Below are 25948 nucleotides of genomic sequence, written 5' to 3'. Positions count from 1 at the left end.
ATGAGCAATGACGACGAAGATTTCACCGCCCAAAACGAGAGCAATCGGTTCGGCGGGAGGGTTCGTCGTTATGCGAAGGTGGGGGCGTCGGCTGGAAAGCTGGCTGCACGCCTTGCCACGGGAAAAATGTTCGGCGGTGATATCGATCATGCGAAATATGCCGCCGAACTGACATCCGCCTTGGGCGGGCTTAAGGGCCCGTTGATGAAGGTTGCGCAAATCCTGTCGACCATCCCCGATGCCCTGCCAAAGGAATATACCCAGGCACTGGCAACGCTTCAGGCGGACGCCCCCAGTATGGGATGGCTGTTTGTCAAACGCCGGATGCGCACCGAATTGGGGGCAGGATGGCAGGAAAAATTCACCGATTTCAGCCGTGATGCGGTGGCCGCGGCATCGCTTGGGCAGGTTCATCGTGCCACACTTGATGATGGTCGAACGGTGGCCTGCAAGCTGCAATATCCCGATATGTCGGCGACAGTGGAAGCCGATCTTAAGCAGCTTCGCGCTGCCTTTGCGATCTATCGCCGGTATGACAGCGCGATTGATGCCGAAAATATCCAGTTGGAACTGACCGCGCGCCTGCGCGAGGAACTTGATTACGAACGCGAAGCCCGCAACATGCAGCTTTATCGCCATATGGTGGCGGATGAAAATTGCGTGCATGTGCCCGAACCGGTGATGGACCTTACGACCAAGCGGCTTCTGACCATGACGTGGCAGACTGGGCAGAAATTCCAGAAATTCCTTGATAGTGATCCGTCGCAGGAAGCACGCAATCAGGTGGCGCTGAACATGTTTCGCGCGTGGTATGTGCCATTTTATCGTTATGGCGTGATTCATGGTGATCCGCATCTGGGGAACTATTCGCTGCGCGACGATCTGTCGGTCAATCTGCTTGATTTCGGCTGTATCCGTATTTTCCCGCCTGCTTTCGTCAATGCCGTCATCACGCTTTATGAAGCATTGCGGGATAAGGACGAGGAAAAGGCGGTTCATGCCTATCAAAGCTGGGGATTCGATAACCCGTCACGAGAACTGATTGATGTTCTTAATATCTGGGCTGGTTTTGTCTATGGCCCGATCCTTGATGATCGCGAACGCCGGATGGATGAAACCAATTCGGTGGCCTATGGGGCGGAGGTCGCGGGCAGGGTGCACCGTGAGTTGCGCCGCGTCGGTGGGGTCAAGCCGCCGCGCGAATTTGTTCTGGTGGATCGTGCGGCCGTTGGGCTTGGTGCGGTGTTCCTGCGCCTTGATGCGCATCTGAACTGGTATCAGATATTCAACGATCTGGTCGGAAACTTTGATGCGGACATATTGGCCCGCAATCAGGATGCTGCCCTTTCCAAAGTCGGGCTGGATCGTCCAGAAAACTGATCCGATTTCCCTGTTTTATAATTTTATTTTTGACGTTCCGGATCGAAAGAATCGGTTGGGTCGATTTGCTAATTGATCGGCTATTTCGGAACAATACAGTTTTGCATGATCCTTTTTCGGCTATTTAATCCGAAATTTCCCTACTTGAACGACCCTGGGTGTTGAAAACTTTTTCCTTTCTTTGCTTGCGTTGTGATGGGGTTGGTGAAAACCTGCGGGTGTGTTTTTCAAATAATATTCACTTACCGCGATGGCGTGAAATAGGGGAAACTTCCATAAATCAAGGGATTGATTCTATCTGTTCGGGATAAGGACCTGTTACAGGGTGGAAATAATATGTGCGAAAATCCGCTCACATGTGTTTTGAGATAATATAAACTGAAATTAAGTTAAAGTGATTTTTTATAGGGTTTTGATGTTGTCGCAGGCCGGAAGAAATCGCATCTTGCATTCAACGCAGACAAGGCAGGGCGTCATTGATTGTTTGTCCTGAGCACCAATGGCGGGTGGGACCTGACTTGTCGCCAAGGCTTTTTGCCTCGGAATGCGTGGTGGGAAAGTGGGCGGTTTCTTCTGTTAAAGCGGAAGAACCGCCTTTTTTCTTGCCGGGCAAGGGTAATCGTGGCCAGTCTGATGCGCAGGCACCGGACGTGGACCGCGTTTTATAAAAACAAAAATGCCGTGCTTATTCATAATTGTAGGGAAGGAGGTTGAACGCGATGAAACTGGCCGTTCCAAAGGAAATATGGCCCGGGGAAAGGCGCGTTGCCGTTACACCAGATACCGTCAAGAAACTGATTGGTCTTGGGTTTGACGTTGCAATCGAAGCTGGTGCCGGAATTAACGCCGCGATACCGGATGATCGCTTTGCCGATGCCGGTGCAACCATTGCCAAAACAATGAAAACCACCGTCAAGGATGCCGATGTGATCCTGAAGGTGCGCCCGCCGGTTGTTGATGGAAAAACCGACGAGCTTGCCGCCTATAAAAAGGGTGCCGCCATCATTGCCTTGCTTGATCCGTATGATCGCAAGGATCTTATTGAAAAAATGGCGGCGGCCGGGGTTTCGTCCTTTGCGATGGAACTGATGCCGCGCATTTCGCGTGCCCAGTCTATGGATGTGCTATCGTCACAATCCAACCTGGCGGGGTATCGTGCGGTGCTTGATGCCGCCCATGAATTTGGCCGGATTTATCCGATGATGATGACAGCCGCGGGGACGTTGCCACCCGCACGCGTTGTTATCGTCGGGGCCGGTGTTGCCGGGCTTCAGGCGATTGCGACTGCCAAGCGCCTTGGTGCGGTGGTTTCCGCGTTTGATGTGCGCCCGGCAGTCAAGGAACAGGTTCAGTCACTTGGCGGGACGTTTATCGAGGTCGAAGACGACGCAGCCGACGGCGAAACCGCAGGCGGTTATGCCAAGGAAATGTCGGACGAATACAAGGCCAAACAGGCCGCCAAGCTTAAGGAAGTTCTGGCAAAGACCGACATCGTCATCACAACAGCATTGATTCCGGGCCGTCCGGCACCGGAAATCGTTACCGCCGACATGGTCGCGGGCATGAAGCCGGGATCGGTCATCATCGATCTTGCTGCCGAACGCGGTGGCAACGTTGCCGGTGCGAAACTTGGTGAAACGGTTGTGACCGATAATGGTGTGAAAATCATTGGTCCTGAAAACATCACCAGTTCCGTCGCAACTGATGCAACGGCGATGTATGCCAAGAACCTTCTGAATTTCATCACGCTGTCCGTTGACAAGGAAAAGGGCACGCTGGCCTTCAATGCCGAAGACCAGATTATTGCCGAAACCATGCTGACCCGTGATGGCAAGGTTGTTCATCCGAAATTCGGTGGTGAGGAGGTCGCAAATGGCTGATCAATCCGTAACCCAAAATGCGGCCCAGAATGCCGCCGAGAATGCCAACGAGCTGCGCGATGCGGCCCTTGGTCTGGCCGAAAAGGCCGCAAAGCTTGCCGATAGCCTTGCCACTCAGGCAGGCGATATGGCCAGCTCGGCCAACACGGTTGTCCATACAAGCGGTGTCAGCCCGACAGTGCTTGGCCTGACGGTGTTCGTTCTGGCCTGCTTTGTTGGCTATTACGTTGTTTGGAAAGTCACCCCGGCCCTTCATTCACCGTTGATGGCGGTGACCAATGCCATTTCATCGGTGATCATTGTTGGTGCGCTTCTGGCGGCTGGCCCGATTGATATGAACCTGTCCAAGGCGATGGGCTTCATTGCCGTGGTGCTGGCGTCGGTCAACATCTTTGGCGGTTTCATCGTCGCACAGCGCATGCTGCACATGTTCAAGAAAAAGAAGTAGGGGGAACACACAATGTCGGAAAACCTGTCGGCTTTCCTGTATCTGGTGGCGTCCGTCTGCTTCATTCTGTCGCTGCGCGGTCTGTCTTCACCGGAAACGGCACGTAACGGGAATATCCTTGGCATGGTGGGGATGGCGATTGCCATTCTGACCACCCTGGCATCACCCGAAGTCGTGTCTTATACCACTATCATTGTCGGCATTTTGCTTGGCGGGGCGATTGGTACGGTCATCGCGCTCAAGATCAAGATGACAGCATTGCCGCAACTTGTTGCCGCCTTCCACTCGCTGGTGGGTCTGGCAGCGGTGTTTGTTGCCGCCGCCGCCCTTTATTCGCCGGGGGCCTATGGCATTGGCACGGCGGGCAATATCGGGGCGGCCAGCCTGATTGAAATGGGCCTTGGTGTTGCCATTGGTGCGATTACCTTCACCGGCTCGCTTGTTGCCTTTGGCAAGTTGCAGGGGATCGTATCGGGTACGCCGGTTCGCTTTACCGGGCAGCATATGCTCAATCTTGCGATTGCAATCGGGATACTGGTGTTTGGCATCATCGTTGTGACCACCGAAAGCCATACGGCTTTCTGGATTCTGGTGATGCTTGCTCTGGTGCTTGGCGTGACGCTGATCATTCCGATTGGCGGGGCGGACATGCCGGTTGTTGTTTCGATGCTGAACTCCTATTCGGGGTGGGCGGCATGCGGCATCGGCTTTACGCTTCAGAACAATGCCCTGATCATCACCGGGGCACTTGTAGGCGCATCGGGGGCGATCCTGTCCTACATCATGTGCAAGGGCATGAACCGGTCGATCTTTAACGTCATCTTTGGCGGCTTTGGGACCGAGGGCGATGCAGGCCCGGCGGTCGGAACCGATGGCGACCGTTCGGTCAAATCGGGCTCAAGCGACGATGCGGCCTTCATCATGAAGAACGCGTCCAGCGTGATCATCGTGCCGGGTTACGGCATGGCGGTCGCACAGGCCCAGCATGCGCTTCGTGAAATGGGGGATATCCTCAAGGCCGAGGGCGTTAATGTCCGCTATGCCATCCATCCGGTGGCGGGGCGTATGCCAGGCCACATGAACGTGCTTCTGGCCGAGGCGAATGTCCCCTATGACGACGTGCTTGAAATGGAAGAAATCAACCGCGATTTCGGCACGGCGGATGTGGCCTTTGTGATTGGTGCCAACGACATCACCAACCCGGCGGCCAAAACCGATCCGTCATCGCCGATCTTCGGCATGCCGATCCTTGAGGTCGAAAAAGCCAAAACCGTTCTGTTCATCAAGCGTTCAATGTCGGCAGGTTACGCCGGTATCCAGAACGAACTGTTCTTCAAGGACAACACGATGATGCTGTTCGGTGACGCCAAAAAGATGTGCGAAGAGATTGTGATGCATCTCGACGAGTGATTTGGCTTCACTGCTGGACACAAGAAGGGCGGCCATTTGGTCGCCCTTTTCTTCTTCTAAAGGTTCATACTCGACTAAAATATCCGTCGGCTACGGTGTATTTGTCGGTTTGGCAGTCTAGCCTCGTTTCATTTTGCTTGAGTAAAAAATCTATGAGCAGCCTAACGAATTTCAGTGCGCAAACCGAACGTCTGTATCTGCGATGCGTCGAAGATCAGGACGCGGAAACCATTGCAAGCTTGATGGTACCTGAAATTGCTTGTTGGCTGGCCTCTTGGAAGGTGCCGTTCACCGTCGAAATGGCGCGAGAACGCATCACAAGAAGTAGGAGGGAGGCGGCGGTAGGAGACGCACTGCCATTGGCGATCATCGAGCGTGAGACAGATCGTTTTGTTGGCTGGGTCTCATTGTATCGCTATCAGGATAATCCGCGTAGGGGAATGCTTGGATATTGGATAGGGATGCCAGCACAGCGGCGCGGGTATTTAAGCGAAATCAAGCTCACCATTTTGCAGGCTGGATTTGATCTGTTTGGCTTTGATTCCATTGAAGCCGGTGCCCAGCTTGCCAATGAGGCATCCTTTGGTGTCATGACTTCATGGGGTATGAAGCCTTTCGAAGAAAGGATGGCATATAGTTCTGCACGAGATCGCAAGGAGCGATGTAGATATTATCAAATTACACGTGAAGAGTTCAGACTTTCTCATGAAAATGCCTGAGAATTGTACTCCGCCTTCAAATCGGGAGAATTGATGTTCCGACTTCTGAAAGTATCCCTTTTTACGATTGTGCTTTTGTCGCTGGTGCTGGTGGCGTCGGTTTCGGGTATTTTCATCACCTATTTCCGGCTGGACGCCGAGGAGCCGGTGGCGCGGATTACGTTCGAGGAAGTCGGAAATCAGGAATACAATGCCTATCTGACATTGCCCGGCAACGACATTCCCGGCAAATACGTGATTTACGGCGATCAGTGGCGGATTGACGCGGAGTTTGTGAAGATCAAGCCGTGGGCCAATATTCTTGGCGTGGATTCCCGGTACAAGCTGGTGCGACTGGAAGGCCGATACCAAGATATCGAAGATCAGAACACCCGCCCGCATATGGCCTATGCCCTTGGTGCGACCAAGGGCATTGATATCGGCAAGCTGGTGGCGGACTGGAATTTCCTGATTGATGCCGAATATGGCAGTTCGACTTTCACCGATATCGCGGTCGCCAATACTTATACGGTCTATAAAAGCCAGTTCGGGCTTTTGGTGCGTGAAGACGTTACACAGTCGAATGACGCCAGAAAAGGAGCTGTTGATGGGGTGTTTGACTGGTTGTTCGGGTCGAAATGATACCCGGGTTTCAGTCGGCAAATTAAAACCCGTCCGACGAATATCGGACGGGTTTGTTGTTTGGCCACGGCTTTATTGAGCCGATTTGATCAAAGGATCATCGCCGCCACCCAAGCAAACACAACCATGCCGAAATTGGCGTGGATGAAGGTCGGGATCACGGAATCCTTCACATGGTCATGCTGCCCGTCGGCATTAAGGCCCGATGTTGCGCCAAGCGTGATGGTGGATGCCGGTGATCCGGCATCGCCAAGGGCAGCCGACGCCCCCAGAAGCGCGATGGTTGCCATGGGCGAGAAACCAAGGGCCAGTGCCAGCGGGATATAGATCGGAGCCAGGATCGGCACGCTGGCGAAGCTGTCGCCAAAGCCGATAGTGATGAACAGGCCGACCAGAAGCATGATCAGCGCGCCAACTGCCTTGTTATCGCCGATCAGTTCGGCACTGGCCTGCACCAGCGGGGCAATTTCGCCGGTGGCATCAAGCACCCCGGCAAAGCCCGATGCGATGGTGATGATCACGGCAATCTGGGCCATCATCCGCATGCCTTCGGTGAAAACATCATCCTGTGCCCGCCAGCGGAAAATGCCCGCCGCCGCCAGAATGACAAAGCCGATCATTGCCCCGACCAGAAGGCTGTCAAACTGCAACTGGCAGATCAGCGCAACGGCAAGGGCGGCTAGGGTTGCCAGCAATTGAAGCGGATTGATCGACACGGGCTTGGCCGGGTTGATATGGCTCTCGGCAGATGGATCAGTCACATAATCGCGCGGTTTGCGATAGGTGATGAAGACCGCAACCAGCATCCCGGCAACAATCCCCATAACCGGCAGGAACATGGCCTTGGGCGCCATATCGGCCGTCATGGAAAGGTCATAGGCTGCGCCAACGTCGTTGACATTGGCCATCAGGATTTCATTAAGGTAAATCGCGCCAAAACCGGTCGGCAGCAGCAGATAGGAAAAGCTGATCGAGCAGGCGAGAATGCAGGCAACGGCGCGGCGGTCAATCCGCAGGCGATTGAATACCGCCAGAAGCGGCGGGATCATCACCGGAATAAAGGCGATGTGAACCGGCACCAGGTTCTGCGAAATCAACGAACAGAAAATAAAGATCGCAAACAGGAACCATTTAAGGCCCTTTGAAGTGCTTTGGGCGTCGCTTCCGACGCGGGCGGCGATCTTTTGGGCAAACAGATCAAGAATGCCCGAACGCGCAATCGCAACCGCAAAGGCACCGATCATCACATAGGTCATGCCGACCTGCGCGCCGACCAGAAGGTTGTCATTAAGCGCACCGATGGCGGTGGTTGTATCCATCCCGGCATGCATTGCGCCCAGCAAGGCCGCGGAAATCAATGCGATCGGCACTGGCACGCGCAAAAGACACAGCGCGATCATGACAACGATGGTCAGCAGGACAGCATTGATGTGGTAATCGACCAGTGCGGCAATACTATAGATCGCGGCCATCACAGCGATGACAGGCAAAACGCGGGTCAGTCGGTAATATCCATTGAAATCGGATCCGGCGAGGGCGTTGCCGGTATCGGTTTGTGTGTTCACAGTCATGTCTCCCCGATTGACTGGTTGGTGGTGGCGCAAAGGTGTTTGCGCATGGCGGGTGAAGACCTGCCGGGGAATTGTTTAAAACAATCCGTTGCCAAGACAAAAAACTTAGCGGGAATGACAGCTATGCGATCCGGGGAGAGATTTGGAAAAAGGGGTATAAAAAACCAAACCCGCCCGGATTGCTCCGAGGCGGGCTTGGCGCACGGGTCCGGTTTTAGCAAGCCAAAACCGATCGTACAGTCACGTTCGAGGAACCCCGAAAGTGAAAAAGACTAGAAGCCTTCGCGCTCGATGCGCTTGCGCTCCAGCTTGCGGGAACGGCGGACTGCTTCCGCCCCTTCGCGAGCTTTCTTCTCCGACGGCTTTTCAAAGTGGCGGCGGAGTTTCATCTCACGAAAAATGCCCTCGCGCTGCATCTTTTTCTTAAGCGCTTTCAGAGCCTGATCGACATTGTTGTCGCGAACGATTACCTGCACGGAAACCACGCTCCTTTCAAAAAAACAAAAACACCCGGATAAGGCAGCATGCCCTCCGGTTGGTAGCACGGCCTGTATGACCGTGGCCTTTATATAGTCCAAAGCGGAGCAAAAGAAAAGAGGGAAGGAGATATTCGCCTTTGGCGTTTGTTGAGCCAAAGGCGCAAAACGCCAAGGCAAAACACGAATTTCCAGACTCTGGGTTTGTGGTGTTGCGCTTTGCGCGAATTGTATGTCCAAAAAAATCTCAAAAGTTGATATAATGCTTTGACAAAATTGGGCTTATCGCTGGGGGTGAGTTTGGGTATGCCGCCGGTGGCGTAGGTTTGCATCCGCGCAGAGCCCTCATAACGGTGGGATATTTGCACATGGAAAGCTCATTGCGAGAGACGGCAATTGCACATGCGCCGTTCTTCATTACCGGGCCCGGACAGTCGGATGTGTTGTTCATGATTGTTGTCTGGTCTGTCGTTCTGGGGGTGTTTGGGTTGGGGGCTCTTTATCTGAGCCTGCATGCCCTGCCTGAACGGTTGGCCCATCATGCCAATCACACCCAGATCCAGCTTATCAGTATCCTGACGCTTCTGGCGCTGTTTACCCATAACAACCTGTTCTGGCTGGCGGCTTTGGTGATTGCCGTGGTTCAGGTTCCCGATTTTTACACCCCGATTAATGCGATTGCTGATGCCGTGAAGGCCATGGCACGGGAAAAGGGGGTAATGAGCGAATCCACCGGGCCAAAGCCGGTCACCGATGGTGACGCCTCGACGATCTCCGCCGATATGAATGTGCAGGAGGGCCGTAAAGATGTTTGAACTTATGCTATGTTCCATTTTTACGATCCTGCCTGATTACTTGATTCGCCGATATGCGCAGGGCAAACGTATCGGCAAGGAAATCACCCTGTTTTCGGTCTGGTACGAGCTGCGATACGGGATTGTCGGCTGTGCGATCCTGACAATTTCGCTGATTACGCTGATTTTTTATTACCACCCGTCAAGTCATAACGTTGCGTCGTTCTATCGGACCCTGACCATCTTGCCGGAGAAAAATGGCCGGGTGGTCGAGATTTATGTCGATAACGATGATCAGGTAAAATCGGGCGAACCGTTATTCCGCCTTGATGACCGGACAGAAACCGAGGCGGTCGAAATCGCCCGGCAGCAGGTGCAGGAAATCCGTGCGCAGATGGCGGTAACGCAGGCTGATCTTGCGGTGGCGAACGGCAATCTTGAAGAAGCGCAAGGGGCGTATGAGCAGGTGCGCGAGGAATTGGCGGTCAAGGCTGATCTTTTGTCACGCGGTACCAATGCGGTTTCCCGGCGGGAGGTCGAACGGCTTGAAGTGGCCTTAACCACACGACAGGGATCGGTTAATGCGGCCAAGGCCAATGTCAATGCCGTCGAAACCAGAATGGAAACCCTTCTGCCAGCCCAGCTTGCCAGCGCGGAAGCGTCGCTTCGTTCGGCCGAGGTTGCCCTTGGCAAAACCGTTGTCCGGGCCGGTGTCGATGGCGTGATACAGCAATTTGCATTGCAGATCGGTGATATCGTCAATCCGTTGTTACGTCCGGCCGGTATCCTTATACCAGCCGAACCCAAGGAGGTCATATTCCAAGCCGGTTTTCAGCAGGTTTCCGCCCAGGTTGTCAAAGCCGGGATTCTTGCGGAAATGTCGTGTGCGTCGCTGCCGTTTGAAGTCATCCCGATGTTGGTAACCAGCGTGCAACCGGTGATTGCTGCCGGTCAGTTCCGCCCGACAGACAGATTGCTAGATATCTCGGAACGGGCCGTACCGGGTACGTTCCTTGCCAAAATGATCCCGCTTTATCCTGAGCAGATCAAGGATGTGCCAAGGGGCAGCCAGTGCGTTGCCAATGCCTATACCAATAACCATGATCAGCTTGAAAACCCGGAAATCGGTACGGGCGAATGGTTGTTCCTGCATATGGTACAGACGGTCGGGATCGTGCATGCCTTACTCCTGCGTATTCAGGCGCTGCTCTGGCCGCTACAGACGCTGGTTTTGTCGGCTCATTAGGCGGCGGATCATGCGTAGGGGCTTTACAGTCGGGGCGTTTTGGTTGGATATAGAGCCATGTCGATCCTTAAAATTGCCCGGATGGGCCACCCGGTTCTGCGCAGGGTCGCGGACCGGGTCGAAAACCCGCTTGATCCCGAAATCCAGCGTTTGATCGCGGATATGAAGGAAACCATGAAGGATGCCGGAGGCGTAGGCCTTGCGGCGCCACAGGTGTTTCAGTCAAAGGCGATCATGGTTTTTTATGTCCCGGCCTTTCGCAAAAGCGATGATCCCGATGATGCGGAAGTGCCGTTAAGCGTGCTGATCAATCCGGAAATAGAGGCGATTGGCGATGAAATCGTTGATGGCTGGGAAGGATGCCTTTCGATTCCCGGGTTGCAGGGCGTGGTGCCGCGCTGGAACAAAATCCGTTACCGCGGGTTAGATGAATATGGCAAGGACGTTGAACGCATTGCCGGTGGATTCCATGCGCGCGTGGTTCAGCATGAATATGATCATTTGATCGGGGTGATGTATCCCGAACGTATGGAAGACATGACGTTGCTGGGCTTTGTCGACGAGTTGCGCGACAACCCGCCCGAGACGCCCCTCAGACAGGGGGCATCATCTGCTGACAGTTCCGATGATGGTGCCAATGACGAAAGCAAGGAGGCCTGAAATGACCGTTTCCGAAAGTATGAACCGCCTGCGTACGCAGCGCGAGGCGCTGGTTGCGGCGGCACTTCAACATATCCCGTTTGACGGCTGGAGCATGGTCGCCCTTCGCAGCGGTGCCGAGGACCTTGAACTTGCACCGGGCGAGGTGGATCGTCTTTTGCCCGGGGGCATTCGTCAGGCCATCATTACCTATGTCGAGATGACAGATCGCAAAATGGTCGAGGAACTCGACAAGCTTGATCTGCCATCGATGAAAATCCGCGAACGGATTGCCACTGCGGTCAAAACCCGACTGTCGCTGGTGGAACATGAAAAGGATACGGTGCGGGCAGCCCTTTCCTATCTGGCATTGCCGCAAAACGTCCCGCTTAGCCTTAAGCTGACGCATGGCACGGCGGATAAGATGTGGATCGCGGCCGGTGATACATCGACCGATCACAATTGGTACACCAAACGGATGTTGCTGGCGGGGGTTTATGGTTCAACCCTTGCCTACTGGCTGGATGACAAATCCGAAGGTCACGCGGACAGCTGGGCCTTTCTGGATCGCCGGATCGGCAATGTCATGCAGATTCCGAAAATCACCGGAACGGTCAAAAAGGCCGGGAAATTTGCGGCAACCCCGTTCAAGCTTGGTGCGAAGCTGGCCAAATGCATGCCAACGCCGGGGCGGGTCCGTCGCCAGTTCGGCGCATAGACCGGCTCTGATTTATATCCATAGACAAAACGCCGCCCTGCATATCAGGCGGCGTTTTGCGTTAGGGAGGACTTTGGGGACAACGCTGGTGTGACTGCGTCTAGCGCATCAGAAAGCTCAGAAGCGTCGTGTCGGGCTTGTTCGCCTGTTCCATTTCGGCGGCAAGATTGATGCTGAACGGTGCACCGTTGTCGTTGGCAACTTCCGTTTCGCCATTGGCGTTGTCGATATCAATCGGCTTTGGTTTGGCGGCCAATGCAACCAGTTCATAGGGCAGGTCACCCATCCACATGCCTTTGCGGTTTTCCTTGGCATGGGCCTGATCCCCCAGATAGGTCAGGCAGTTCGGGTTGCCATCGCAACTGTTCATATCGACAATTGCCCAACCCGCGCGCAGCAGCAAACGGTTGATGTCGGTCTGACCCATGCGGCATTCGGTCAGCATTGGGAATAGCTGGGAATCTGAAACCTGTTGGCAGGCGACGGCATAATTTTCAATGATGCGGTCAAGTGCCTGTGCGGCGGCGGCCCCGCATTGAAACTCGACACTGCCTGCCCGGCAGATCATGCCCGGTCGTGGGGCGCGGATGCCAAACAGTTCGACAATCATATTGCCAAACCGAAGCTGGTCGCCTTGCAGTACATCCGGGAAACCCGCGGCCCCCGGTGCGGCGTGGACGGCGTTATTTGTGCCGGTGGCTGATGCAAAGCCGGTTATGACTGCAAGGATGAGAAGAAGTTTTTTCATCACGCCTGTTACCCGAAAAGTATTTCCTGACGGGACATCAGCAAGCGCGATGCCAGTTTGGCAGGAAGAAACTGCCTGTCGGGCGAAGCATCTGTGATCCAATGAAAAATGCCCCGAAACCAGCATGGTTCGGGGCATTGGCATAAATTGCACTTGGATGGATATCAGTCCTCTTTGGGCAGGACCCAGGTGACGTGACCCATCTTGCGCCCGGCTTTGGCTTCGGCCTTGCCATAAAGGTGCAGTTTTGCATCCGGCTCGGCCAAAATTGCCTGCCAGTCATCAATGTCATGGCCCAGAAGGTTCTTCATCCGGGCATTTGAATGGTGGGCCGGATTGCCCAACGGCAATCCGCAAACAGCACGGATGAACTGTTCGAACTGGCTGGTGACACAGGCATCAATCGTCCAGTGGCCGGAATTGTGCGGGCGCGGGGCAACTTCGTTTACCAGAACGTCGCCATCGGTGGTCACAAACATCTCGACCGCCAGCAACCCGACAAATTCCATCGCCTCGACCAGACGGGTGGCGATGTCCTCGGCCTTTTGGGCAAGATCGGCGGGAATTTTCGCCGGGGCGATGGTGACATCAAGAATGTGATTGGTATGCACATTTTCAACCGGGCAGAAGCAGGCGGTGTCGCCCTTGACCCCGCGCGCGACAATGACGGAGATTTCACGCTCAAACGAGATGAAGCCCTCAAGGATGGCTTCGGCACCGTTCATTTCCGTCCACGCGTCGGCAAGGCTGGTCTCGTCAGTTATTTTGACCTGCCCCTTGCCGTCATACCCCATTTCGGTGGTCTTAAGAACGGCGGGGCGGCCAAGTTTGGCAACGGCGGCTTCAAGGTCGGCAAGCGAACGGACGGCGGCAAAAGGTGCGGTGCCGATGCCGTTTTCATTGCAGAAGGTTTTTTCACGCAGGCGATTCTGCGACAGATGCAGGCATTTCCAGCCCGGACGGACCGGCACCAGTTCGGATAACAGTTTCACGCTGTCATGCGGCACGTTTTCAAATTCAAACGTCACGACATCGACATCGGCGGCAAAGGCACGAAGCGCATCGAGATCGCTGTAATCGGCAATTGTTGCCTTTGCGCAGACCTGTTCGGTCGGGCTATCGGTGCCGGGGCCGAAAACATGGACCTTATAGCCAAGTTCGGCGGCACAAAGGGCGGCCATCCGGCCAAGCTGGCCATTGCCCATGATGCCAATCGTGCTGCCCGGTGCGATGATGCGTGTCGCGAAATCCTGCGTCATTTATTCCTCGAATTCCTTCACATTCCCCGGTTGGGGCGGGCATCATTGATCTGAATGATGCCAAAGAAAAACGCGCCCGTTCGGGCGCGCTTCATTCATGTCACGGTGCGGGATCGACCGGTTCATCGGCAACCGCATCGGTTTGCTGTGCGCGCCAGTCGTCAAGGCGACCGGCCAGCGCATCATCCATCAGCGCCATGATCCCGGCGGCCATCAGGCCGGCATTCTTTGCCCCGGCCGAACCGATTGCCAGTGTTCCGACCGGAACGCCGCCCGGCATCTGAACGATCGACAGAAGGCTATCAAGGCCCTTAAGCGTGCGGCTTTGTACCGGAACGCCCAGAACCGGAAGCGGTGTCATGGCCGCGGCCATGCCCGGAAGGTGGGCCGCACCACCAGCACCGGCAATAATCACCTTGAGACCGCGCGACTTTGCTGATTTGGCATAGTCATACAGGCGATCAGGTGTGCGATGGGCTGATACGATTTTGGTTTCGTAGGGGACGTGCAGCGCATCGAGGACATCTGCTGCATTTTTCATGGTTTCCCAGTCAGACTGGCTTCCCATGATAATGCCGATGACCGGGCTTTGATCGCTCATGCTGGCGGCTCCGTTTTCGGGCGTTATCAGAAGGCCCGCATTATAGGCAGGAAGGGTGATCATGCAAGCCCGCCAATGGCGCGATATGACATCGTTTCGCGCAGCATTCTGCGCGGCGCGCAATATTGCGCAGGGGTAGCTATAAGGGTAGGGATACTATCCTTGCTTACAGTTGATAATTTAAGTGAAGTATAAGTATTTTGGGTTTATAGTTTTTGATCTTAATTTTTGTCTCTGTGCAGGTAGCACAAGAGAGGGCAGACATGAAAGTCACCAGACCCGGTGCCGCCACACCGTCATCAATGGGGGCGGGCGATGGACGGTATCCATCCAATCCCTATGCCGCGTACACCTATGGCAGGTCGGTGCGCAAAAAAGGTGCGCCTGACCCCGATCAGCATCAGGTTGATATCGTCAATCGCGATATCCTGAATGCCGAACCGGCTGTTACCGCGAACATCCACGACATTGCCGATGTTCTGGGCATTCCTGATGAACAGGTGACCCCGGCTGTGGAACGGGCGATTTCGCGTTTGATGCTGCGCGTTAACGGGCTTTCGGACCATCTGAGCGAATTGCAGCGTCATCAGGTCGAACTGGCCCGCGCAGAAGGGCGTGATCCATTTACCGGCGCGTTAAGCCGCACCAGTTTCATGCAGATTGTTGAAAATGAAATGGTGCTGGTTGGATCGGATCGAACGACACGCGCGCTGTTGCTGTGCGAGATTGCCAATCTTGATGATGTGTTGCAGCGGCACGGTCATGGATGCAAGGAAGGGGTGTTTGCCTTTTTGTATCGCACGATTACCGAATTCATCATGCCGCCCCATCAGGTCGGATATCTTGGCTGCAACGATTTTATCGCGTTGCTTTACAATATGGATGAACAGGATGCCTGGCAGCGGGCAGACGCAATTGCACGTCGGCTAAGAAAGCATCCTTATTTCTGGAACGGAAAATACATCACCATCGTTCCGGTTTTTGGCATTTATCACGTCAAATCGGGGGAAACCGCCGAAGAAGCGTTGGTATCTGTCGATTATGCCCTGCGTGCTGAAAAAGAAATGAAATCAGCGCAATTACAACGTATTCCAAGCGGTCTTTGAGGCGAGAACGGCGTCCTGCCGTGCCCCTCGTGTCTTTCCAAAAGGGGTGTTCTGCCGGAAACACCGGATTGTTTATCAGGCGATAATGTCGGGGACGAGCTGCGACTCGAGATACAGAATCTCGTCCTTAAGGGCGAGTTTCCGTTTTTTCATGCGCCCCAGCCGCAACTGATCGTGATGGGCCCCGTGGGCCAGTTGTTCGATTGCGATATCGAGATCACGATGTTCCTCGCGCAGAAACAGCAGTCTTTTTTCAACCGCGATCTGATTGATTTCGTCCATTTTTGATCCAGCTTGGTTAGCGACGCGAAGAGCCTGTAATACTATCAGAATTCGGGTTGGCAACCCATATGATTTGTAATCTGCTTTGTTAATAAGATTGGATAGGACGGAGGATACGGATGCGGATCGGAATTCTGACCAGTGGTGGCGATTGTGCGGGCCTGAATGCGGTTATTCTGGCGGTTGTACGCCGTGCGGTCCTTGGTTATGGCTGGGACGTGGTTGGCATCCGGCAGGGGACGCACGGTTTGATGCAGGACCCGCCGCAGGCCATTGATCTGAACGATTACGTCAATAATGACGGAATGCTGCGTTTGGGCGGTACGATTCTTGGCACCGTGAATAAGGGGGATCCGTTCCATTATCCGATGCCTGATGGCAGTTTTGCCGACCGATCCGCCGATGTGATTGCCGGGTATCACAAGCTTGGCCTTGATGCCCTGATCGGGGTTGGCGGGGATGGCAGTATGGCGATCCTGCATCGGTTGGCCGAAATGGGTGGCATCAATCTGGTGGGTATCCCCAAAACCATCGATAATGATCTGGCACTGACGGAATATTCCGTCGGCTTTACCACGGCGGTCAATGTGGCGGTCGAGGCACTTGACCGGTTGCAGCCGACAGCCGCATCCCATGACCGCATCATGATCCTGGAAGTCATGGGGCGCGATGCCGGGCATATTGCCCTTTTTGCCGGGGTCGCCGGTGGGGCGGATGCGATCCTGATCCCGGAAATGGATTACGATCTGGATGCCCTGACCGAACATTGTCTGAATATCCGCAAGCGTGGACGCAATCATGCATTGGTGATCGTTGCCGAGGCCGTAAAACGCGATGACGGTGCGGCGGTGACGCAAGGGGATGATGGTCAGAAAATACGTTATGGCGGGATCGGGCATTGGTTGGCCGATGAGTTGGGCGCACGAACCGGCTGGGAAACCCGTGTGACCGTGCTGGGCCATGTGCAGCGCGGCGGGATTCCATCGCCGCGCGACCGGGTCATTGCATCGGCCTTCGGGGTGCATGCGGTGGACCTGATTGCGCAGAAAAGGTTTGATCGTGTCGTCGCCTGGTCAAAGCGCAAGGTGATCGATGTTGCGATGGCCGATGTGATTGTCGGGCCGCGTCTTGTCGATACCAAGGGAACCATGGTATCGACCGCAAAAGGGCTTGGTGCCTATCTGGGGCATCCGCCAGAAACAGCGCGGACCGCAAAGACGGTCTGATCAAAAGATCGCACGCTTATAAAAACGAAAAACGCACAGGTTGGATATGAACGCAGAGGAAGTCTGGGCCTTTACGGTCGAGATGTATGGACGGGACGGCGTTGCGCCGCTTTGTCTTGAATTGCAGGAACGTTGTGATCTGGATGTGAACATGTTGCTGTTCATGTTCTATCTTGGCCAGAAGGGGCAGGCACCGCATAGCATATCCGCCCTTGAAAATGCGGTGCGGGACTGGCGTGAACAGGTAATTGTACCGTTGCGCAATACCCGTCGCTTTTTGCGCAATGCCGATTGGAGCAGTGCGCAAAAACTGCGTGGCAAGGTCAAGAATGACGAAGTTGCCGCCGAACGTATCGAACAGGAACTTCTGTGCAAGGCGGTTGAAACCATCCCGGCTGGTGATCCGATGGCACCGGCACGGGCCTATTTATCGCCGACCCGCTTTAAGATGAGCCAGTCGGAATGCGATGCTGCGCTGGAACAGCTTTGCGCCTGCATGATGTTAAAATAGGGCGGCCTGATAGCTTAATCCGTCTTGCGCGGTTTGCCGGTGACCGGGATGTGGTTTTCGGCGTCCGTGTCGCCCCAGCGGGCCGTTTCCGGGAGATCAATATCAAACAGATCAAGGATCCGGCCGCAGCTTTGCGTGACCATTTCATCAAGCGATTGCGGGCGCGCATAGAAGGCGGGAACCGGCGGGGCAATGATCGCACCGTTTTCAGTCGCCAGTGCCATATTGCGGATGTGGCCGGCATGCAACGGCGTTTCGCGCGCCATCAAAACCAGTCGGCGGCGTTCCTTTAACATCACATCGGCGGCACGTGCGATCAGATTGTCTGCGACTCCGCTTGCGACCTCGGCTAGAGACTTCATCGAGCAGGGGGCGATGACCATGCCGCGTGCGCGAAAAGAACCGGATGCGATTGAGGCACCGATATCCGCATTGTCGTGGACAACATCTGCCAACTCTTTGATATCGCGGATTTTAAAATCGGTTTCATAGGCGATTGTGCGTTCTGCCGCCTTTGAAAGGATCAGGTGGGTCTCGATTGGCGAATTTTTCAGCAGCTGTAAAAAACGAATGCCATAAATCACCCCGGACGCGCCGGTTATGCCAATGATAAGTCGATCCTTTTGAGACATTTTATGTGTTATCCGGGTCACTATTTGAACGATTGCGTCTTCGAAAGACTGGAAATCATATTACAGAATTACTACCATCTTTGTGTGGGCAAAGTCAGAACTGAGGAGTAGGCGAATGAGTGTTCAATCCCATGTCGAAGCTCTCACTGCCAAACATGCTGCACTTGAGCAGGAACTCCATTACGAGCAGCGCCGCCCGGCGCCAGACAATTCCCGTGTCGCAGACATTAAACGCCGCAAGCTCGAAATCAAGGACGAGATAAGTCGAATAACCCATTAGCCGTCAAGAGGATGCTGGCAAAATCCGCATGGCGTGATGGTAAGGCTGTGCCGATTTCCTGAAAAATGCATCTCCTGACGACAGGATCAGTTCCTTCATTTTTTGCCGCCTCCGCTTGTCGCCCACAACGAGAGGCGGCATTCTTGTAAGCATCCTTCTGCGTTCTGACCTTCATAAAGCAGCATACGTGGAAAGATGTTTTCTGGATTGATTTAAATCCGCATAAATCCCGGTTTTCTGCCCTCTACCAATGTCTAAGGGGCATTGGAAATTTAAATCGGTATTATGATGCCGAATTAGGGCGGCCTTGGGGCTGGCCCTTGATACAGATCGGGCAGGCGATGTCACAACATTTGCGGATGATGATGTCGCGGTAACGCAGCACACAAGCCAGACGCGTATATTTGGGCAAAGATCCAGACGCGCGGGAGGAAGTTTCACAAATGACGGGTCGCTATCAGGAAATCTATGATCGTTCGATCGCGGACAAGGAAGGTTTCTGGGCAGAAGCTGCGGAAAATCTGTCCTGGTACAAGAAGTGGGACCGGGTGCTTGATGACAGCAATGCGCCGTTTTATCGCTGGTTCGAAGGCGGGATGGTCAATACCTGTTTTAATGCGCTGGATCGTCATATCGAAGACGGTCGCGGTGAACAGGCGGCCCTGATTTATGACAGCCCGGTCACAAATACGATTGAAACATTCACCTATAACCGACTGCGTGATGAGGTTGCGCGCCTTGCCGGGGCCCTTCATGCCAAGGGGGTGACCAAAGGCGACCGGGTGATCATCTATATGCCGATGATCCCGCAGGCGGCGATGGCGATGCTGGCCTGTGCGCGCATTGGTGCGATCCATTCCGTCGTGTTTGGCGGGTTTGCATCGAACGAGCTTGCGACCCGGATCAATGACGCAAAGCCAAAGCTGATCCTGAGTGCCAGTTGCGGCATCGAAGGATCGCGGGTGATCGAATACAAGCCGCTTCTGGATCGGGCGATTGATCAGGCGAAGCACAAGGTCGAAACGGTCCTGATGTTCCAGCGCGCACAATGTTCGGCCCCGCTGATTGACGGGCGTGATTTTGACTGGATGGCGGAATGTGCCAAGGCCGCCCCGGCTGATTGTGTGCCGGTGGCCGCGACCGACCCGCTTTATGTGCTTTATACATCGGGCACGACCGGCCAGCCCAAAGGCGTTGTGCGCGACAATGGCGGCCATATGGTGGCGCTTAACTGGTCGATGAAAAATATCTATGACGTCGAGGCCGGTGATGTGTATTGGGCGGCATCCGATGTGGGGTGGGTCGTCGGGCATTCCTATATCGTTTATGCGCCGCTTCTGGCCGGATGCACGACGGTGATGTATGAAGGCAAACCGGTCGGAACGCCCGATGCCGGGGCATTCTGGCGGGTGATATCGCAGCATCGGGTCAAGGTCCTGTTTACCGCACCGACCGCGTTTCGCGCGATCAAGCGCGATGACCCCAAGGCCGCGTTGATGGCCAATTATGATCTTTCGTGCCTCAAGGCGCTTTATCTTGCGGGCGAACGGTCAGACCCCGATACGCTGCACTGGGCCGAAGACAGCCTTGGCGTGCCGGTGATCGACCATTGGTGGCAGACCGAAACCGGATGGTCGATCTGTGCCAATCCGCGCGGTATTGAAATGCTGCCGATCAAATATGGATCGCCGACGGTCGCGGCCTGTGGCTGGGACTTGCAGGTGGTGGATGAAGGCGGCAAACCATTGGAGCGCGGCAAGATCGGCGCATTGGTGGCCAAGTTGCCGTTGCCGCCGGGAACATTGCCGACCCTTTGGCAGAATGATGATCGGTTCAAGTCGGCCTATCTTGAAGAATTTCCCGGCTATTACGCCACCGGGGATGCCGGTTTTATCGATGAGGACGGCTATATCTATGTGATGTCGCGAACCGATGACATCATCAATGTCGCGGGGCATCGGTTATCGACCGGGGCAATGGAAGAAGTGCTTTCGGGGCATCCCGATGTTGCCGAATGTGCCGTGATCGGGGTGCATGATGACCTTAAGGGGCAATTGCCGCTTGGCTTTGTGGTTCTGAAATCCGGGGTGGATCGCCCGCATGAGGCGATCATCAAGGAAGTGGTTGCCATGGTGCGCGATCAGATCGGGCCGGTTGCGGCGTTTAAGCAGGCAACCATCGTGGATCGTCTGCCCAAAACCCGGTCGGGCAAGATCCTTCGCAAGACCATGCGATCCATCGCGGATGGGGAGGCATATAACGCCCCGGCAACCATCGATGATCCGGGGATTTTGCCGGAAATTGCCGAAGCCCTCAAAGATATCGGTTACGCCAAATCAGCGGCATCATGACGGCATGAAAATTCCCGATGCCGGGACTGGTATGAGGCCGGGGCAGCATCACCGCCCGTCGGATTTATTCTGATTTATCCTGCGGGCGGGCCTTTCTAATATATTGAAAAATATACCATTTTCACGGGAATGAATTTTTCCGAAAAATGTTCTTGATTTGTTCTTTTATTTGTGCCATAAAGGCAAAGTCAACGGGACAAATGCACCCGGATCAAAAACCCGCAAAGCGTGATGCGCTTTCGCGGGTTTTTGCGTATTCGGGCCGGGAAGACAGGAAAGTGACGATGATTGTTCAGCGATCTGATGGGGCGGCAGGGCGACGACGACGTTGCCAAAGGGGTGTATTGATGGCGGATGGAAAAGTCATTACGGGGGACGTGCGTCCGGGCGGTGACGCCCGATAGCCTCGATAAGTTTCGGGGAGAATTGGCGAAAACGGTTGTTAATCATGACGGGAGAAATGTGTCCTTCGGGCATCGGGACGTGCCAGAAGTGTGGGCGGGGCGAGTGAGGCAACCCCGACAGGGGTGGCGATGGCAATGACTGTGGTTGCGGCAGGGCCGAATTGCGACTGGATCAGATCGGCAGGTGCGACAGCTCCGTCGATGCCAGATCGCCAGACGGCCAAGCTGCGAAACCGTCAGGCCGCGAGACTGCCAGACCGCCAAGCTATGCGAAGGCCGGGCAGGGGACTTGCCCGTTGCCCGTGCAGCATCACGTCCGCCAAGCCCGGCCAATGTCACAAAGGCGGCATCGGAATGGCGGGGCAGGCATGGCAGGACCAGAGCCGAGCAGAGCAGAGCCGAGCAGAGCCGACCCGCCCCGACCCAACCCAACCCAACCCAACCCAACCCGTGAAATGCAAGACCGGCGGATCGGCAAAGGCACGGATCAGATCGCCGGGTGCATTCAGGCAAGAAGATCGTTCTGGCTGCCGGGATTGCGGTCCGGGCGCGCGAAGAGAGCTTTGGGGGCCGGGTTCCGGGGGCGGCGTTGATTTATCCAGCCCTTGGCGGGGTTTGAACTGTCAGTTACGTGCAGATGGCCAATGTGCCGGGGCATCTGTGTGACGCCATGACGGACATGCCGGGCATTGAGTAGGGGGCAGTGCGATCACGCTGCCATAGAGCGAAGATGCTTCACCCGATCAGAAAGCTCCGCTGCGATACCGACAGCTTGCGCGAGCTTTGCCCATGGGGAGTTCTTTATTGCGGAAACAATATTGATCACAGTTCATTTCTCAGTTAATGAAAATATTATACAACCCAATGTTGATTTATATTGATGTTTTTGGGGGATTATTGGTTCGGGGGATCCAGTATGATCAATATTGCAAAGCTGCCATCGTCTTTGCTTTTTGCGATAACCTTTCTTTGCGGTTTTATGATTGGTCATGTGCGCGACGCATCTGCGGCCACCACGACGATCACCTGCACCAACCTTGCCGCCGTCGCCGCGACTTCAAACAGTGCGAATAGTCTGACCTATGACGATAGTGCTGGCACCTGCGTCGCGACAAGCGGCGGTGTCAACGTCGATACCTCATTGCGCGACATAACCTTCGTCAGCCAGAACGGCGGCAATGAGGAATTTCGCGTCGGAACTGGTGCCGCTCACAATAACACGTCGCATAAGGGTTGCACCCTCGGCGCATTCAGCGCTGCGGCTGGTGCCGCCTGTGCAAGTAACCGGAACATCAACGGCACCGAAACCGGAACGGTCACCATCGACGGGCAGAATGGTGCGACCATCCGCATGACCGTCAATTATACGGTTTCGGGGAGCGGTGTGCATCTGGTCTATAACAGCGCCTCCGTGACGATCACAACTGCCGACGTGGCTTCGGACAATTCATCTGCGGCGCAGCGCGCCGTTCAGGGCGCGGTAACGCGGTCGCAGTCCGTTATCATCGGCCAGAATTTCGGATCACGGGTGGCCAATGTGGCAGCCGGTCCAGATATCGGAACAGTGCCAGATACCACGACACCGACACAGCAATTCGGTTTTGCTTCCTCAAGCTTGCTTGATGATCCGATGGACAAGAAAACGCGCACGGAGGGCACAACCCTGGGCGGGTTGGCGATGCTTGCGTCTTTCGATACATCGCGGCTTGCTGCTGCGCAAAACGCTGATAGTGCAACGGACGGGCCGGAACAACGCACGCTGTTGTCTCGCGAAAGTCCGATTACGATCTGGGGGCATGGGTCCTTTACCGATATCGAGAATACGCGCAACCGGACGGGCGAGGACAGCCGTTATGACGGCAGCGTCTGGGGGTACAATGTCGGTGCGGATTATCGTTTTTCGCCCGCACTGGTGGCGGGTATGTCCGTTGGCTACGCCCAGGCCGACATTACGACGACCTTTGAGAACGGCACTTACGAAGAGGATACGTGGAACCTCTCGCCCTATGTGATCTATAGACCTTCGGACATGCTGACCTTCTCGGCGATTGCGGGATATGCGTTCGGGGATGTTGCCAGAAGCCGCAATAGCACTGTGACGGGAAACACCGACAGCCAGAGCTGGTATCTGCAGGTTGATGCACGCCAAACTTTCCAGCCAATTGCAGATAGCCCGTTTCGGGTGACGGGCGGGCTTGGTGCGTTGACGTCGCGCAATACGCTTGCTGCCTATACCGAAAGTGACGGTAGCCGGGTTGCTGAATCCTCGGTCAATACCGTTCAGTTAAAGCCGAATGCCGAGCTGGCCTATTCTTTCCAGATAAGCGAGACGTCCCTGACGCCATATGTGAAAGCGGGTTATATCCACGATTTCACCGACCAGACCAACGGCGATGCCGGGGCGTTTGACCTTGGCGGTGGTGTGCGGTTTGCCTCGGGCGGGACGGGTCTGTCGGGCTCAATCGAAGGGTCGCGCATGGTCGGGCGTGAGGATTACCGCGAATACACGCTGAGCGGTTTGGTTGCTTATGGCATTTCGTTTACCGGTCGGGATGGAAACTTTGCCGTAACGGCGTCGCCCTATGTCGGTACCAGCCTGTCTGATCGTGGGACGCCAGAAATTTCCGCGGGCGCAATGCTTGCGGATATTGATGACAGATTTTCGAGCAGGTTGAGCCTTTCCGGTGATCCGGCTGCGCAGCGCGCAGATGTGATGATTACCTTAGACCTGAAGTTCTGAACGCGACGCGATGCTAGTGAGGCCCGCAAATTTGATTTGCGGGCTTTTTTTTTATGAGAAATATCTATCGGACAATCAGCGCAGGGCGGGTTTCAGACCTTTGCGGGCGTAAGAGCAGATAAAGCCATATGGCTGCGCCACAGGCACAGGCCAGCAGGCCGATGGAAAGCCAGAGTGCGCCCGTCGGCCCCCAGTGTGCGATGGCGCGTTCGTAAAGGCTGGGCGCAAGGGCGGAGAGGATAAATCCCGGTACCAGCAAACGCCCGACCTGATGGCCGTAGCGGGCATTGCCAAAGATCATCAGGGGAAGGGTTCCGCGCGTGATTGTCAGGACGCCGTTTGCCGCCCCGTAAAGCAGGGTGAAGGTCATGGCGGCAATCGCAAACTGATCGCCCCAGAAGGCAAGGACGAAGCAGAGCGGCAAAACGGCCGTGGCAAACAATGTCAGGCTTGCCGGGGCGATGCGTTTGCCAAACAGGATTTCGGCGGCACGCGCCGCGGATTGGCCGATACCGCGCAGCGATGCGGCATTGATCGCGGCGGCGGTTGTTAAGCCAAGTCCGATCAGGATCGCGATCATGTGGGCCGACATTGCGGCATTCACGACATTGAGCAGGGTGACGATCACGGCATACAGAAAGCCGCACAGGCGTTGATGCGTTGCCAGTCCGTGGTCATCGGCATTACTGGTGTCATTGGTATTATCGGTGGAATTAAGGGTGGTTCCCGAAGGTTTGCCATGTCGGGCATCGGGGATGGCGGCATACATCGGGACGGTCAGCAGGGCGAAACCGGCATAGGCGACAAGGGCGATTGAAATGCCGAATTCCGACTGGATCAAATGCCCGAGCGGCCAGAAGACGGTTGAGGCCAAGCCGCCAAAAAGCGTGATCTGCCCCATCGCCCGTCTGGCATCGCGCCCGCCAATCCGGGCGAGGGTGGCAAAGGCCGCATCATAAAGGGTGGCACGCATGGCAAGCCCAAGAATGATCCAGCCAATGAAATGCAGAATTTGATGATCGGCGAATGCAAGGATCAGACAGCCAAGGGCATTGAGGCAGGACCCCAGCGTCATGATGATCCGCCCGCCGTGACGGTCGATCATCCTGCCGCAAAAGGGGGATATGACCGCCATGGTCAGGAGGCTTAGCGAGAAACCGGCATAAACCACGCTGTCGGACCAGCCGTGATGTTGGGCGATCAGGGTTCCGAAATTGCCAATCAGATAATAGGCGGTCCCCCAACTGATGAGCTGCCCCAGCCCCAGCTTTATGACAAGTGCGCGGGTGATCATTTATCGGCCGGGCCGGGGATGACCGGCTTATCCGAACCAAGCGGGCGCTGCATCAGAACCGAGTCCAGCCATGTGCCAAACTTGTAGCCGACATTATGAAACGTCCCGGTCATGTCGAAGCCGAATTTCCGATGCAGGGCAATGGATGCGTGGTTTTTGCTATCGCCGATGGCGGCAACCATCTGCCGCCACGGACCAGCTTCGCAGCGTTCGAGAAGGGCCGCCATCAGGGCCGCACCGATCCCGTGCCCGATGCAATCGGGCGCGACATAGATCGAATTTTCGACGGTGTGGCGATAGGCCGACCGCGGGCGATAGAGACTGGCATAGCAATAGCCGACGATAACATCACCGCGCAGGGCGACCAGATAGGGCAGGCCATTGGCGCGGATGGCATCAAAGCGATTGGTGATTTCGGTCTCGGACGGCGGGATTTCTTCGAACGAGGCGGTGCCGGTCAGGACATGGTGGCGGTAAATTGCGGTGATCGCGGCAATGTTGGCATGATCGGCATCGCGTATGACGAGATCGGACGTTTTGGTGGCGACGGGCAGTGTATCGGTCGACATTGATCGGGGTTCCATATCAGAAATTGATGGTATGGCGTGACAT

The 25948-nt window shown here is 55.3% G+C and carries 26 protein-coding genes; 16 read left to right on the top strand and 10 right to left on the bottom strand.

Annotation, left to right across the window (positions count from 1 at the left end):
* The 6 genes from ABIE64_RS08980 (at position 1) to ABIE64_RS08955 (ending at position 6458) form a co-directional block, all read left to right on the top strand.
* Positions 1 to 1380: an ABC1 kinase family protein gene (locus tag ABIE64_RS08980; protein ID WP_354377195.1), complete on the top strand. Its 1380-nt coding sequence runs from the start codon at positions 1 to 3 to the stop codon at positions 1378 to 1380.
* 719 nt (positions 1381 to 2099) lie between these two features.
* Entirely contained in the window at positions 2100 to 3260 is a 1161-nt protein-coding gene (locus tag ABIE64_RS08975; protein WP_007091104.1) for a Re/Si-specific NAD(P)(+) transhydrogenase subunit alpha, read from the top strand.
* On the top strand, positions 3253 to 3708 hold the full coding sequence (locus tag ABIE64_RS08970) for an NAD(P) transhydrogenase subunit alpha part 2 (RefSeq protein WP_354377194.1): 456 nt from the start codon (positions 3253 to 3255) through the stop codon (positions 3706 to 3708). Before ABIE64_RS08975 ends, ABIE64_RS08970 begins: the two co-directional genes overlap by 8 nt.
* Before the next feature lie 12 nt (positions 3709 to 3720).
* Positions 3721 to 5118 carry an NAD(P)(+) transhydrogenase (Re/Si-specific) subunit beta gene (locus tag ABIE64_RS08965; RefSeq protein ID WP_354377193.1) on the top strand — a complete coding sequence of 466 codons (1398 nt, stop codon included), beginning with the start codon at positions 3721 to 3723 and terminating at the stop codon, positions 5116 to 5118.
* Between the two features lie 152 nt (positions 5119 to 5270).
* Positions 5271 to 5837, top strand: a complete 567-nt coding sequence (locus ABIE64_RS08960; RefSeq protein WP_354377192.1) for a GNAT family N-acetyltransferase — start codon at positions 5271 to 5273, stop codon at positions 5835 to 5837.
* A gap of 33 nt (positions 5838 to 5870) precedes the next feature.
* Positions 5871 to 6458: a hypothetical protein gene (locus tag ABIE64_RS08955; protein ID WP_354377191.1), complete on the top strand. Its 588-nt coding sequence runs from the start codon at positions 5871 to 5873 to the stop codon at positions 6456 to 6458.
* Between the two features lie 89 nt (positions 6459 to 6547).
* Here ABIE64_RS08955 and ABIE64_RS08950 read toward each other — a convergent pair whose 3' ends face one another.
* Together ABIE64_RS08950 and rpsU are read right to left on the bottom strand one after the other, a co-directional pair.
* Positions 6548 to 8029 carry a Na+/H+ antiporter family protein gene (locus ABIE64_RS08950; protein WP_354377190.1) on the bottom strand — a complete coding sequence of 494 codons (1482 nt, stop codon included), beginning with the start codon at positions 8027 to 8029 and terminating at the stop codon, positions 6548 to 6550.
* 272 nt (positions 8030 to 8301) lie between these two features.
* Positions 8302 to 8505, bottom strand: a complete 204-nt coding sequence (gene rpsU / locus ABIE64_RS08945; protein WP_007091098.1) for a 30S ribosomal protein S21 — start codon at positions 8503 to 8505, stop codon at positions 8302 to 8304.
* 368 nt (positions 8506 to 8873) lie between these two features.
* Here rpsU and ABIE64_RS08940 point away from each other — a divergent pair, with 368 nt between their 5' ends.
* Genes ABIE64_RS08940 through ABIE64_RS08925 form a run of 4 tightly spaced genes read left to right on the top strand, consistent with a single transcriptional unit; the run spans position 8874 to position 11902 of the window.
* Positions 8874 to 9320 (top strand): hypothetical protein, encoded by a 447-nt coding sequence (locus ABIE64_RS08940; protein WP_007091097.1) that lies wholly within the window; start codon positions 8874 to 8876, stop codon positions 9318 to 9320.
* Positions 9313 to 10545 carry an HlyD family secretion protein gene (locus tag ABIE64_RS08935; RefSeq protein WP_354377189.1) on the top strand — a complete coding sequence of 411 codons (1233 nt, stop codon included), beginning with the start codon at positions 9313 to 9315 and terminating at the stop codon, positions 10543 to 10545. Before ABIE64_RS08940 ends, ABIE64_RS08935 begins: the two co-directional genes overlap by 8 nt.
* A gap of 57 nt (positions 10546 to 10602) precedes the next feature.
* Positions 10603 to 11205, top strand: a complete 603-nt coding sequence (gene def / locus ABIE64_RS08930) for a peptide deformylase (protein ID WP_341364581.1) — start codon at positions 10603 to 10605, stop codon at positions 11203 to 11205.
* Between the two features lies 1 nt (position 11206).
* A complete protein-coding gene (locus tag ABIE64_RS08925) occupies positions 11207 to 11902 on the top strand; it encodes a COQ9 family protein (RefSeq protein WP_354377188.1) in 696 nt (231 codons plus the stop codon).
* Between the two features lie 100 nt (positions 11903 to 12002).
* On the opposite strand, the gene ABIE64_RS08920 is transcribed toward ABIE64_RS08925, so the two are convergent.
* The 3 genes from ABIE64_RS08920 to purE form a co-directional block, all read right to left on the bottom strand.
* Positions 12003 to 12650 carry a thermonuclease family protein gene (locus ABIE64_RS08920; RefSeq protein WP_341364579.1) on the bottom strand — a complete coding sequence of 216 codons (648 nt, stop codon included), beginning with the start codon at positions 12648 to 12650 and terminating at the stop codon, positions 12003 to 12005.
* 164 nt (positions 12651 to 12814) lie between these two features.
* A complete protein-coding gene (locus ABIE64_RS08915; protein ID WP_354377187.1) occupies positions 12815 to 13909 on the bottom strand; it encodes a 5-(carboxyamino)imidazole ribonucleotide synthase in 1095 nt (364 codons plus the stop codon).
* Positions 13910 to 14009: 100 nt separating this feature from the next.
* Entirely contained in the window at positions 14010 to 14510 is a 501-nt protein-coding gene (purE, locus tag ABIE64_RS08910; RefSeq protein ID WP_037990226.1) for a 5-(carboxyamino)imidazole ribonucleotide mutase, read from the bottom strand.
* 263 nt (positions 14511 to 14773) lie between these two features.
* Here purE and ABIE64_RS08905 point away from each other — a divergent pair, with 263 nt between their 5' ends.
* Positions 14774 to 15616: a GGDEF domain-containing protein gene (locus ABIE64_RS08905; protein WP_354377186.1), complete on the top strand. Its 843-nt coding sequence runs from the start codon at positions 14774 to 14776 to the stop codon at positions 15614 to 15616.
* Between the two features lie 75 nt (positions 15617 to 15691).
* Here the strand turns inward: ABIE64_RS08905 and ABIE64_RS08900 are convergent, their stop codons facing one another.
* Entirely contained in the window at positions 15692 to 15898 is a 207-nt protein-coding gene (locus ABIE64_RS08900; RefSeq protein ID WP_007091089.1) for a YdcH family protein, read from the bottom strand.
* 119 nt (positions 15899 to 16017) lie between these two features.
* Here ABIE64_RS08900 and ABIE64_RS08895 point away from each other — a divergent pair, with 119 nt between their 5' ends.
* Together ABIE64_RS08895 and ABIE64_RS08890 are read left to right on the top strand one after the other, a co-directional pair.
* On the top strand, positions 16018 to 17124 hold the full coding sequence (locus ABIE64_RS08895) for an ATP-dependent 6-phosphofructokinase (protein WP_007091088.1): 1107 nt from the start codon (positions 16018 to 16020) through the stop codon (positions 17122 to 17124).
* A gap of 46 nt (positions 17125 to 17170) precedes the next feature.
* A complete protein-coding gene (locus tag ABIE64_RS08890) occupies positions 17171 to 17635 on the top strand; it encodes a TIGR02444 family protein (protein WP_354377392.1) in 465 nt (154 codons plus the stop codon).
* 14 nt (positions 17636 to 17649) lie between these two features.
* On the opposite strand, the gene ABIE64_RS08885 is transcribed toward ABIE64_RS08890, so the two are convergent.
* Complete coding sequence (locus ABIE64_RS08885; protein WP_063092388.1) at positions 17650 to 18267, bottom strand: UbiX family flavin prenyltransferase; 618 nt, start codon at positions 18265 to 18267, stop codon at positions 17650 to 17652.
* A gap of 115 nt (positions 18268 to 18382) precedes the next feature.
* Between ABIE64_RS08885 and ABIE64_RS08880 the strand changes: the two genes are divergently transcribed.
* Positions 18383 to 18547, top strand: coding sequence for a YdcH family protein (locus ABIE64_RS08880; RefSeq protein ID WP_007091085.1), 165 nt, complete (start codon positions 18383 to 18385; stop codon positions 18545 to 18547).
* Positions 18548 to 18951: 404 nt separating this feature from the next.
* The gene (locus tag ABIE64_RS08875; protein WP_354377185.1) at positions 18952 to 20898 is read left to right on the top strand and encodes a propionyl-CoA synthetase; all 1947 of its coding nucleotides are present in this window, start codon (positions 18952 to 18954) and stop codon (positions 20896 to 20898) included.
* 442 nt (positions 20899 to 21340) lie between these two features.
* Here the strand turns inward: ABIE64_RS08875 and ABIE64_RS08870 are convergent, their stop codons facing one another.
* Complete coding sequence (locus ABIE64_RS08870; protein ID WP_354377184.1) at positions 21341 to 21526, bottom strand: hypothetical protein; 186 nt, start codon at positions 21524 to 21526, stop codon at positions 21341 to 21343.
* Between the two features lie 692 nt (positions 21527 to 22218).
* On the opposite strand from ABIE64_RS08870, the gene ABIE64_RS08865 reads away from it, so the two are divergent.
* The gene (locus tag ABIE64_RS08865) at positions 22219 to 24042 is read left to right on the top strand and encodes an autotransporter outer membrane beta-barrel domain-containing protein (protein WP_354377183.1); all 1824 of its coding nucleotides are present in this window, start codon (positions 22219 to 22221) and stop codon (positions 24040 to 24042) included.
* Between the two features lie 64 nt (positions 24043 to 24106).
* Here ABIE64_RS08865 and ABIE64_RS08860 read toward each other — a convergent pair whose 3' ends face one another.
* Both ABIE64_RS08860 and ABIE64_RS08855 read right to left on the bottom strand, forming a co-directional pair.
* Positions 24107 to 25336 carry an MFS transporter gene (locus tag ABIE64_RS08860; RefSeq protein WP_037990164.1) on the bottom strand — a complete coding sequence of 410 codons (1230 nt, stop codon included), beginning with the start codon at positions 25334 to 25336 and terminating at the stop codon, positions 24107 to 24109.
* Positions 25333 to 25905, bottom strand: a complete 573-nt coding sequence (locus ABIE64_RS08855) for a GNAT family N-acetyltransferase (protein ID WP_354377182.1) — start codon at positions 25903 to 25905, stop codon at positions 25333 to 25335. The genes ABIE64_RS08860 and ABIE64_RS08855 overlap by 4 nt, the downstream gene beginning before the upstream one ends.
* Positions 25906 to 25948 lie beyond the last annotated feature (43 nt).

Source organism: Thalassospira sp. MBR-102 (assembly GCF_040549275.1).
Lineage (GTDB): Bacteria > Pseudomonadota > Alphaproteobacteria > Rhodospirillales > Thalassospiraceae > Thalassospira > Thalassospira xiamenensis.
This window is presented reverse-complemented; position numbering and strand designations above follow the sequence as displayed.

Bases quoted from the DNA above. Each gene is read 5' to 3' on its own strand.
- ABIE64_RS08955 (WP_354377191.1), top strand. From the start codon at position 5,871: ATGTTCCGACTTCTGAAAGTATCCCTTTTTACGATTGTGCTTTTGTCG.
- ABIE64_RS08915 (WP_354377187.1), bottom strand. From the start codon at position 13,909: ATGACGCAGGATTTCGCGACACGCATCATCGCACCGGGCAGCACGATT.
- ABIE64_RS08880 (WP_007091085.1), top strand. From the start codon at position 18,383: ATGAGTGTTCAATCCCATGTCGAAGCTCTCACTGCCAAACATGCTGCA.
- ABIE64_RS08980 (WP_354377195.1), top strand. From the start codon at position 1: ATGAGCAATGACGACGAAGATTTCACCGCCCAAAACGAGAGCAATCGG.
- ABIE64_RS08925 (WP_354377188.1), top strand. From the start codon at position 11,207: ATGACCGTTTCCGAAAGTATGAACCGCCTGCGTACGCAGCGCGAGGCG.
- ABIE64_RS08860 (WP_037990164.1), bottom strand. From the start codon at position 25,336: ATGATCACCCGCGCACTTGTCATAAAGCTGGGGCTGGGGCAGCTCATC.
- ABIE64_RS08900 (WP_007091089.1), bottom strand. From the start codon at position 15,898: ATGGACGAAATCAATCAGATCGCGGTTGAAAAAAGACTGCTGTTTCTG.
- def (WP_341364581.1), top strand. From the start codon at position 10,603: ATGTCGATCCTTAAAATTGCCCGGATGGGCCACCCGGTTCTGCGCAGG.
- ABIE64_RS08960 (WP_354377192.1), top strand. From the start codon at position 5,271: ATGAGCAGCCTAACGAATTTCAGTGCGCAAACCGAACGTCTGTATCTG.
- ABIE64_RS08965 (WP_354377193.1), top strand. From the start codon at position 3,721: ATGTCGGAAAACCTGTCGGCTTTCCTGTATCTGGTGGCGTCCGTCTGC.
- ABIE64_RS08950 (WP_354377190.1), bottom strand. From the start codon at position 8,029: ATGACTGTGAACACACAAACCGATACCGGCAACGCCCTCGCCGGATCC.
- ABIE64_RS08935 (WP_354377189.1), top strand. From the start codon at position 9,313: ATGTTTGAACTTATGCTATGTTCCATTTTTACGATCCTGCCTGATTAC.
- ABIE64_RS08905 (WP_354377186.1), top strand. From the start codon at position 14,774: ATGAAAGTCACCAGACCCGGTGCCGCCACACCGTCATCAATGGGGGCG.
- ABIE64_RS08885 (WP_063092388.1), bottom strand. From the start codon at position 18,267: ATGTCTCAAAAGGATCGACTTATCATTGGCATAACCGGCGCGTCCGGG.
- ABIE64_RS08940 (WP_007091097.1), top strand. From the start codon at position 8,874: ATGGAAAGCTCATTGCGAGAGACGGCAATTGCACATGCGCCGTTCTTC.
- ABIE64_RS08865 (WP_354377183.1), top strand. From the start codon at position 22,219: ATGATCAATATTGCAAAGCTGCCATCGTCTTTGCTTTTTGCGATAACC.
- ABIE64_RS08855 (WP_354377182.1), bottom strand. From the start codon at position 25,905: ATGTCGACCGATACACTGCCCGTCGCCACCAAAACGTCCGATCTCGTC.
- ABIE64_RS08970 (WP_354377194.1), top strand. From the start codon at position 3,253: ATGGCTGATCAATCCGTAACCCAAAATGCGGCCCAGAATGCCGCCGAG.
- ABIE64_RS08895 (WP_007091088.1), top strand. From the start codon at position 16,018: ATGCGGATCGGAATTCTGACCAGTGGTGGCGATTGTGCGGGCCTGAAT.
- ABIE64_RS08890 (WP_354377392.1), top strand. From the start codon at position 17,171: ATGAACGCAGAGGAAGTCTGGGCCTTTACGGTCGAGATGTATGGACGG.
- ABIE64_RS08920 (WP_341364579.1), bottom strand. From the start codon at position 12,650: ATGAAAAAACTTCTTCTCATCCTTGCAGTCATAACCGGCTTTGCATCA.
- ABIE64_RS08975 (WP_007091104.1), top strand. From the start codon at position 2,100: ATGAAACTGGCCGTTCCAAAGGAAATATGGCCCGGGGAAAGGCGCGTT.
- purE (WP_037990226.1), bottom strand. From the start codon at position 14,510: ATGAGCGATCAAAGCCCGGTCATCGGCATTATCATGGGAAGCCAGTCT.